Origin of the sequence: Streptomyces sp. NPDC050743, from assembly GCF_044456925.1 — a bacterium.
Lineage (GTDB): Bacteria > Actinomycetota > Actinomycetes > Streptomycetales > Streptomycetaceae > Streptomyces.
This window is the reverse complement of the sequence record NZ_JBITGJ010000189.1, coordinates 1-8,695: the sequence shown is the minus strand read 5'-3', so window position 1 is coordinate 8,695 and position 8,695 is coordinate 1. Positions and strand designations below refer to the sequence as shown.

The 8,695-nt window shown below is 72.9% G+C and carries 8 protein-coding genes and 2 pseudogenes; 7 read left to right on the top strand and 3 right to left on the bottom strand.

Going from position 1 to position 8,695, the window contains the following annotated elements; translation table 11 throughout:
* Positions 1-89: 89 nt before the first annotated feature.
* A pseudogene (locus ACIBJF_RS50370) lies at positions 90-851 on the top strand (alginate lyase family protein); the annotation flags it as partial.
* Between the two features lie 151 nt (positions 852-1,002).
* Positions 1,003-2,577, top strand: a complete 1,575-nt coding sequence (locus ACIBJF_RS50365; RefSeq protein ID WP_399184609.1) for a carboxylesterase/lipase family protein — start codon at positions 1,003-1,005, stop codon at positions 2,575-2,577.
* Between the two features lie 6 nt (positions 2,578-2,583).
* Here the strand turns inward: ACIBJF_RS50365 and ACIBJF_RS50360 are convergent.
* Both ACIBJF_RS50360 and mmuM read right to left on the bottom strand, forming a co-directional pair.
* Positions 2,584-2,682 (bottom strand): annotated as a pseudogene (locus tag ACIBJF_RS50360) (LacI family DNA-binding transcriptional regulator); the annotation flags it as partial.
* Between the two features lie 180 nt (positions 2,683-2,862).
* Positions 2,863-3,789, bottom strand: coding sequence for a homocysteine S-methyltransferase (gene mmuM / locus ACIBJF_RS50355; protein ID WP_399184608.1), 927 nt, complete (start codon positions 3,787-3,789; stop codon positions 2,863-2,865).
* Between the two features lie 129 nt (positions 3,790-3,918).
* Here mmuM and ACIBJF_RS50350 point away from each other — a divergent pair, with 129 nt between their 5' ends.
* From ACIBJF_RS50350 to ACIBJF_RS50335, 4 genes are all read left to right on the top strand, one after another.
* Positions 3,919-5,148: an aminoglycoside phosphotransferase gene (locus ACIBJF_RS50350; protein WP_399184607.1), complete on the top strand. Its 1,230-nt coding sequence runs from the start codon at positions 3,919-3,921 to the stop codon at positions 5,146-5,148.
* 166 nt (positions 5,149-5,314) lie between these two features.
* Positions 5,315-7,012 (top strand): DUF2264 domain-containing protein, encoded by a 1,698-nt coding sequence (locus ACIBJF_RS50345; protein ID WP_399184611.1) that lies wholly within the window; start codon positions 5,315-5,317, stop codon positions 7,010-7,012.
* 152 nt (positions 7,013-7,164) lie between these two features.
* The gene (locus ACIBJF_RS50340; protein ID WP_351806496.1) at positions 7,165-7,533 is read left to right on the top strand and encodes a VOC family protein; all 369 of its coding nucleotides are present in this window, start codon (positions 7,165-7,167) and stop codon (positions 7,531-7,533) included.
* Positions 7,534-7,591: 58 nt separating this feature from the next.
* Complete coding sequence (locus tag ACIBJF_RS50335) at positions 7,592-8,401, top strand: isocitrate lyase/phosphoenolpyruvate mutase family protein (protein ID WP_399184606.1); 810 nt, start codon at positions 7,592-7,594, stop codon at positions 8,399-8,401.
* Here the strand turns inward: ACIBJF_RS50335 and ACIBJF_RS50330 are convergent.
* Entirely contained in the window at positions 8,335-8,523 is a 189-nt protein-coding gene (locus ACIBJF_RS50330) for a hypothetical protein (RefSeq protein ID WP_399184605.1), read from the bottom strand. The genes ACIBJF_RS50335 and ACIBJF_RS50330 overlap by 67 nt on opposite strands.
* Before the next feature lie 34 nt (positions 8,524-8,557).
* Here ACIBJF_RS50330 and ACIBJF_RS50325 point away from each other — a divergent pair.
* Positions 8,558-8,695, top strand: a 138-nt coding sequence (locus tag ACIBJF_RS50325) for an excisionase family DNA-binding protein (protein WP_399184610.1), incomplete at its 3' end; no start/stop codon positions are given.

The window sequence follows — 8,695 nt, the reverse complement described above, 5'->3', positions numbered from 1 at the left end:
GCGCGGTCGCAGGGCGGGTAAAACCGTCAAGCCTGTCGCCGAAAGGTAGACGGGAATCCCCTTCCCGAGCTTGCGAAGGGAGGGGAGAACTTCAAGGCTGGGAGTTCGCCAACGCGGCCGAACTCATGCGGGACTACGACGGGTTCGACCTCGCCGCCTTCCAGGACATGATGGTGAGCGTTTTCTACCCGCTCAACAACAGCTTCCTGACCAACCACAACGACGCCTGCGTCACCAACTACTGGGCGAACTGGGACCTGTGCACCATGGCCTCGATCATGGCCATCGGGATCCTCACCGACGACGCCGCCAAGTACGACCAGGCCGTCACCTACTGCAAGTCCGGCGCCGGAAACGGTTCCATCGCGCACGCGGTGCCGTACCTGTACACCGACGCCGACGGCTACGCCCTCGGCCAGTGGCAGGAGTCGGGCCGCGACCAGGGGCACACCATCATGGGCATGGGCCAGATGGGCGCCCTGTGCGAGATGGCCTGGAACCAGGGCGACGACCTGTACTCGTACGACGACCGCCGCTTCATGAAGGCCGCCCAGTACGTCGCGAAGTACAACACCGGCCAGGACGTCCCCTACACGACCTACACCTGGGGTAGCGGCCAGAACTGCGCCCAGCAGTCGCAGACGGCGATCGGCTCCGGCTCGCGCGGGCAGATCCGCCCGGTGTGGGCGATGCTCCACTTCCACTACAACCGCCGTCTGTACCTCGACGACACGTACATCTCCGCCATGTACTACGACCTCGTGGCCCCCGAGGGCGGCGGCGGTGACTACGGCTCCACCAGCGGCGGCTACGACCAGCTCGGCTTCGGCACCCTGATGTACGCCAAGTAACCGTGGTCCCGAAAGTGACCGCCCCGACACCCGCCGTTCCGGGGTAGCCCGAACGGCCCTTCCGGGCGCCCGTGCAGCCGGAATACCGGGCGCTCTTGTGGTGCTCTGATGGTGCACGGTGCACGAGCGCGCGGCGAAGGGCTGGTGAGCGATGACGGCAGACCAGGCGAACCCCGTGGTCAGAACGCCGTACGGGGCCGTACGCGGCCGGTACGAGCAGGGCGTCGCGGCCTTCCGCGGCATCCCGTACGCCGCCCCGCCCTTCGGCCCCCGGCGGTTCCGCCCGCCCGAGCCGCCCGAGCCCTGGAACGGGGTGCGCGACGCCGGCGCCTTCGGTCCCACCGCGCCGAAACCGCCGTACTCCGAAGCGTTCGGCCAGTACCTGTCCGACCCGGAGATCGCCGGCGACGACTGCCTCAACCTCAACGTATGGACCCCGCAACCGGACCCCGGCGCCCGCCTCCCGGTCCTCGTCTGGCTCCACGGCGGCGCCCTGACCAGGGGATCCTCCGCCGTGCCCGTCTACAACGGCGCCACCTTCGCCCGGGACGGCGTCGTCTGCGTCTCCGTCAACTACCGGCTGGGCGTCGAGGGCTACGGACTGTTCCCCGACGCACCGCCCAACCCCGGCCTGCGCGACCAGCTCGCCGCCCTGCGCTGGGTGCACGACGCGATCGGCGCCTTCGGCGGCGACCCGGACCAGGTCACCCTGTGCGGCCAGTCGGCCGGCGCCATCAGCGCCGGCGCCCTGCTCGCCGCACCCGCGAGCCGGGGCCTGATCCGGCGCGCGGTGCTGCAGAGCGGCGCCCCTGAGGCGTCCGAACGGGACAAGGTACGGCGGATGGTGCGCCGCATGGCCACCCGGCTGAAGATCCCCGCCACCGCCGAGGCCTTCGCCGCCGTCGACCGCGACCTGCTGCTGCACACCCAGGCCGAGGTCGGCCGGCTCAGCAGCCCGGTCCTGGGCGGACCCGCGTTCGGCATCGTCGTGGACGGCGACCTCGTGCCCCGCGACCCCCTTCAGGCCCTGGTCGACGGCGACGCCGCCCAGGGCGTCGAGCTGCTGATGGGCTGGACCCGGGACGAGTACCGGCTCTGGCTCGTGCCCGGCGGGCTGGTGGAGCACGTCGACCGGCTCGGCCCCGTCGCCCTCGCCGGAGCCATGGCCCGCTGCCGCGCCGGGCACGAGGTGCCCCGCGGCTACCGCGCCCTGCGCCCCGACGCCGGCGCCGCCGAGATCGTCGGCCAGATGGTCACCGACCATCTGCTGCGCCTCCCGCTGCACCGCCTCGCCGACGTCCGCCCCGGCACCGCCCACCTCTACGAGTTCGCCTGGCCGTCCCGCATCCCCGGCCTCGGCGCCTGCCACGCCCTGGAACTCGGGTTCGTCTTCGACTCCGGTGACCTGCCCGAGTCGAAGAAACTGGCGGGTGAGGGCGCCCCGCAGGAGCTGGCCGACGCGATGCACGCCGCCTGGGTGCGCTTCGCCGCGACAGGGGATCCCGGCTGGCAGGCCTGGGACGCGTCCCACCCGGTGCGGATCTTCGGCGACGGCGAACCGTATACCGCATACGGTCCCCGGGACGCGGAAATCGCGCTCTGGGCGACCGCGCCCGCCCTCCCGGAACCCGGCCCCGGCCCCGCCTCCGACATCCGGGCACCGGGAGCGGAGCTGGCGGCGGCGGTACGGCGCCTGCGGCGGTCGGTGGGGGCGCGGCGCCGGTGATTACACCCCGCCCAGCACCGGGGACACAGTCGGCGCGGACACCCCGGCCCGCGCCGCGACATCCCGGATCGTGCTCCGCCCGGCGGCCTCGCTCTTCCTGGTCATCCCCCGCCCCTCCGCGCCGTCGGGAACTGCGGCAACATCGGCAGAAACCGGTTCCCAGGCGGGAGGCTAGCGTCCGGGAGCGGGCGTGGGCCAGTGCCGGTGCACCGCTCCGGCGCATGCCCGCGTGCCCGGAGGCGGCCCGGCTGTCCTGCGGGGCCTCGGGGAGGACGAGAGTGCCGCTCAGACCGTGCCCAGCGCCTGCCTGATCGACGCGATCGCCTCCGGCCCCACCCGGCAGCACCCCCCGATGAGCCGCGCACCCGCGTCCCGCCACGTCTTCACCTGCCCGGCGCCGAACCTCGTCCGCCCCGTCCAGGCACGTGCCTCGGCGTCCCAGGCCTCGCCGCTGTTCGGATAGACCACGACCGGCTTGCCGGTGACCCGCGCCGCGATCTCCACCGCCGGCTCCACGTCCTGGGGCGCACAGCAGTTCACGCCGACCGCGATCACCTCGTCCACCTCGGAGGCGGGGGCGAAGGCCTCCTCCAGCGGCTGCCCGGCCCGCGTGCGCCGACCGTCGACGGTATACGACAGCCACGCCGGCACCCCCAGCCCGCGCACCGCCCTGAGCAGCGCGGCGCCCTCGTCGGCGTCCGGCACCGTCTCCAGCGCGAGGACGTCCGGCGCGGCGGCGGCCAGCACCTCGATGCGCGGCCGGTGAAAGCGCTCCAGCTCGTCCGCGCTCAGCCCGTACCGGCCCCGGTACTCGGACCCGTCCGCGAGCATCGCGCCGTACGGCCCGACGGACGCCGCCACCCACAACGGCCGGTCGACGCCCTCGTCCGCCGCCTGCCGGGCTGCCTCGCGCGCGAGGTCCACGCTCAGCGTGAGCAGCCGGGCGGCGTCGTCATGGCCGATCCCGCGCCGCGCGAAGCCCTCGAAGGTGGCCTGGTAACTGGCGGTGATGGCCACGTCCGCGCCCGCCCGGAAGTAGGCGAGATGCGCCTGCGTCACCGCTTCCGGCCGCTCGGCGAGCAGCCGGGCCGACCACAGCTCGTCGCTCAGGTCGTACCCGGCCGACTCCAGCTGGTTGGACATGCCGCCGTCGAGCACGACCGTCCCGGCGGCGAGGGCGTCGGCGAGGCTGGGTGAGGTGTCGCTGGTCATGTCACGACGCTAGTCGAAGCCCGACGCCGACGGACCGCGGTGTCCAGGTGGTGAGCCTCCCGCGGTGCTGTGCCGCCTCCCGCGGAAAGCGGTATCTCGCCACCGGGACGTCCGTCTAGCCTGAGGGGAATGACCACACCGCTCCCCGATGTGCCGGAACCCGCGGAAACCCGCGCGGAAACGCCGGAAACCCCGGAGCCCCCGAAAGTCCAGGACCCCCCGAAAGCCTCCCGGTCCCCGGACGGCCAGGAAATCCCCGACTCGCTCCAGGACGAACTGCGCGCGGTCTTCGGCGAGTTCACCGGAGTCCCGGAGCGGACGCCGCTCGTCCACAACCCCCGCAACGGTGCCACGGCCGGCGTCTGGCGAGTCCGGGTGGGCGAGCGCTCGGCCGTCCTGAAGGTGCTGACGCGGTCGAAGGCGACGGAAGCGGGCTGGGCTGCGTCGGAGGATCCGCGGCACTGGAACTACTGGCGCCGCGAGGCCGAGGTGTACGAGTCCGGGCTCGCCAGGGTGTGGCAACCGGCCGGGCTGCGCGGGCCACGGCTGCTGGCCGCGGTCGAACGGCCCGACGGGGACGTGGCGTTGTGGCTGGAGGACGCGCCGGGCGAGCCGGCCACCGGCTGGCCGCTCGACCGGCATGCGGAGTTCGCCCGTCGCCTCGGCGCCGCCCAGGGCGCGGCGCGCGTCACGGACCGGCCGTGGCTGTCCCGGTGTTTCCTTCGCGACTACATCGGCGCCAAGACCCTCGGCGCGGAACTGCTCGACGAGGACGCGGCCTGGCGGCAGCCGCTGGTCCGCGACCACTTCCCGCGCGGGCTGCGCGAGGAGATGGTCCGGCTGCGGCAGGACCGGGAGTGGTTCCTCGGCGTGCTGGAAGCGCTTCCGCGCGCTTTCTGCCACCTCGATCTGTGGCCGGCGAACGTCGTCGGTGCGGGACCGGACGCGGTCCTGCTCGACTGGTCCTTCGCGGGTGACGGCGCCCTCGGCGAGGACCTCGGAAACTATGTTCCCGACTCGGTCTTCGACCTGTTCCTGCCGGCCGCCCGGCTGCCCGGGTACGCGGCGGCGGCCTACGACGCCTATCTGCACGGGCTGCGGGAGGCCGGGTGGCGCGGTGACGAGGCGCAGGTGCGGCTGGCGGTGTGCGCCTCGGCGGTGAAGTACGACTGGCTCACCGGGCTGATGCTGGCCCGTGCCGGGGAGCGGCAGCTGGACTACGGCGGCGGGCGCACCGTTTCCGCCGGACTCCGCTACCGCGAACGCGGTCTGGCGCTGTCCTTCCTCGCGGATTGGGCCCGCGAGGCACGCACACTGGCCCCGCGACTGGGCTTCCCGGAGGCACCGAGCGGCCGATGACCGCCGATCCCGACAGATGGGGAAAGGGCGCCGGCCTGGTCCGCGACGCGCTTCTCGCCCTGGATCTGGTGCCCGAGGGCGCCGTGCGGGTGGGATGAGCCCCTGGGGTGCCCCGACCGGAACCGGGGCGCCCCAGGCCCCGCCAGGAAGGAAAATCACCGCCGTGATCGAACTGGCCGCCGATGACCGCCTGTCGAGCCCGTACACCGGCTACACCCGCGCCCACTGGGAGGCCGCCGCCGACGCCCTGCTGGCCGCCGTCGAGCCCCACGCCACCCCCGACCGGGCCCTCTACCACCTCCCCGGCGACCACGTGAGCCAGTCCGGCCACCTCTCCGACGGCCTGGAGGGATACGCCCGTACGCTGCTGCTGGCAGCCTTCCGCCGTGACGAGACCGCGCTCGGCCGCTACGCCGACGGCCTCGCGGCCGGTCCCGGCGCGGTCTGGCCGCGCATCGAGGACCGCAGCCAGCCGCTCGTCGAGGCCGCGTCCGTCGCGCTCGCCCTGCGGCTGACCCGGCCACTGCTGTGGGACCGGATCGACGACGCCGTACGGCAGCGCACCGCCGACTGGCTGGGGGACGCGCTCACCGCCGAACCCTGGCCGTGCAACTGGGAGTTGTTCCCCGTCACCGTCGGCGGCTTCCTGGCGGAGATCGGGCACCGGCCGGAGGCGGCACGCAAGGCGATCGACCGCGGTCTGGAGCGGATCGAGGGCTGGTACCTCGAAGACGGCTGGTACACCGACGGCGACGGCCGGAAGTTCGACTACTACAACGGCTGGGCCATGCACCTGTACACGGTCCTCCACGCATGGCTGGCGGACGACAGTGAACTGCTTTCCGTGTACGGCCGACGGTTGTCACGCCATCTCGCCGACTACGCCCGCCTGTTCGGCGGCGACGGCGCCCCCCTGCACCAGGGCCGCTCCCTCACCTACCGCTTCGCGACGACCGCCCCGCTCTGGCTCGGCGCACTGACCGGACAGACCCCCCTGACCCCCGGCGAGACGCGGCGCCTGGCCTCCGGCGCGCTCCGGTACTTCCTCGACGGCGGCGCGGTCGACGAGCGCGGACTGCTCCCGCTGGGCTGGCTCGGCCCGGACGAGTCGCTCGTGCAGGACTACTCGGGCCCGGCCTCCCTGTACTGGGCCAGCAAAGGGTTTCTCGGCCTGTTGCTGCCCGCGGAGCACGAGGTGTGGACGACAGCCGAGGAACCGGGCCCGGTCGACTGCGCCGACGAGACACGGCCCGTCCACGCCCCCAACTGGCTGCTGCAGTCAACCCGTTCGGACGGGCTGGTCCGGCTGCACAACCACGGCAGCGAGGACGTCCGCTACGACCCGTACTACACCCGGCTCGCCTACTCGACCGCGACCACGCCCGACCGGGCGTCGTACGACAACAGCGTGATCGTCGGCGGCGATCCGAGCCGCACCGGGATCGAGCCGCTCGGCACGGGTGAGGGGTGGATCGCCTCCCGGCACACCGTGCGCGACGGGATCGGTGTGACGAGCGTGGTGCTCGCCGAGGGAGCGGTGGAGGTGCGGGCCCATCTGGTGTCGGGAGCCGCGCCCGGGACACCCGTGCGGATCACCGGGTGGGAAGCGGTGCGGGACGGCGTACGGACCGAACTCCTGCCCGCTGTGGGCCTGTCCGGCGCGCTCACCGGGACCGTCGGGGAGGGGGACACCCTGTTCGTCGCACTGGCCCGGCTCACCGGGGACGCGCATCCGCAGCCGATGGGAGAGCTGGTGTCCGTGCGGGCGGACGGGGAAGGGGAACTGGAGGTCCGGTGGAGCGGGGGAGGCACGGCCCGGGTACGGCTGGCGGCGACGGAGGTGGACGTCGTCGCACGACGATGAGAGCGGCGTCTGCCGTGCGGGGCGACCCGGAGCGAGGCGTTCCGGGCGGTGGTGGTGGCGGTGCGGTTTCGTTCGTGGGTGTCCTTGTGGCCGGCCGACGGGTGGGGCTATCCGGTTGCCGTTCTTCACCGCCATTGACAAGAATCCAGCACATGTCTTCCAAGATCCGTCATGTGACCGTCGATTGTGCCGACGCCTACGCCCTGGGCAGCTTCTGGTCGAAGGTGCTGGAACAGCCCCTGCACGAGGACGACCACCCGGGTGACCCGATGGCCCTGATCGAGGGCGCGGGCCTGCTCTTCGTCACCGTGCCCGATGCCAAGACCGTCAAGAACCGGGTCCACGTCGACCTCCAGCCCCAGGACCGCAGCCGTGACGAGGAGGTCGAGCGGCTGCTCGCTCTCGGCGCCACCCTGGTCGACGACCGGCGCAACGACGACGGCACCGGCTGGGCGGTCCTCGCCGATCCCGAGGGCAACGAGTTCTGCGTGGAGCGCAGCGCGGCCGAGCGCGGGGAGTAGCCGGGCCGACCCGAACGGTTCGGCGGGCGCCGAAACGCCACGCGTCCAGCATGGTCGTATGACCGCTGAGCCCACCGTGACCTCCTTCGCCGGACTTCACCACCGCCCCGGCGAGCCGCTCCTCCTGCCCAACGCCTGGGACCATGCCTCGGCCGCCACACTGGCGGCGCACGGCTTTCCCGCGATCGGTACGACGAGTCTCGCGGTGGCGGCGGCCGTGGGACTGCCCGACGGTCAGGGCGCGACCCGAGAGCACACCTTGCGTCTCGCCCTCACCCTCGGCTCGGAGCCCTACCTGCTGTCGGTCGACGCAGAGGACGGCTTCGCCGACGATCCGGACGAAGTGGCGACGCGGGCACGCGAGTTGTGGACGGTCGGAGTGGCCGGCATCAACCTGGAGGACGGGCTGGGGCCCATGGACCGGCACGCCGCGAAGATCGCCGCGGTGAAGGCGGCCGTACCCGGCCTGTTCGTCAACGCCCGTACGGACACCCACTGGCTGGGCGAGGGCGACGAGACGGACACCCTGCGCCGCTTGGACGCCTACCAACAGGCCGGTGCCGACGGGGTCTTCGTGCCGGGGCTGACCGAGCCCGGGCGGATCGCCGCCCTCGTCCGGCGCGTCGACGCCCCGCTCAACATCCTCTACTCGCCCACCGGCCCCACCGTGTCCCACCTCGCCGACCTCGGTGTCCGCCGGATCAGCCTCGGTTCCCTGCTCTACCGGCGGGCGCTCGGCGCGGCCCTGGACGCGGCGGTCGGCATCGCCGCCGGACGCGCCCCGGGCGGAACCACCCCCAGCTACGCCGAGGTCCGCGCACTGGAGCGCAGCGTGTCGGCGAGCCGGTCCGCGAACGCCACCGGGTGATCCACCGTGCCCAGGTGTCCGCCCGGGAACTCCACGAACGCACCGCCCAGCCGCTCGGCGAGCGACACGCTCGTCCGGTGCAGCGACCCGCCGCGCGAGTCGGTGCCGGCGGCGAGGCTCACCAACTTCCTTAATCATCCCTGGTGTTGCGCATGTATGGTTGCGTGCATGGAGTTGCCGCGTATATCGACGGCCGCGCAGCGTCTCGGAATACACCCGATGACGCTTCGCCAGTGGGCTCTGGACGGCAAGATCCCGTTCACGTGGGTCGGCCGTGAACGTCGCTTCTCCTCC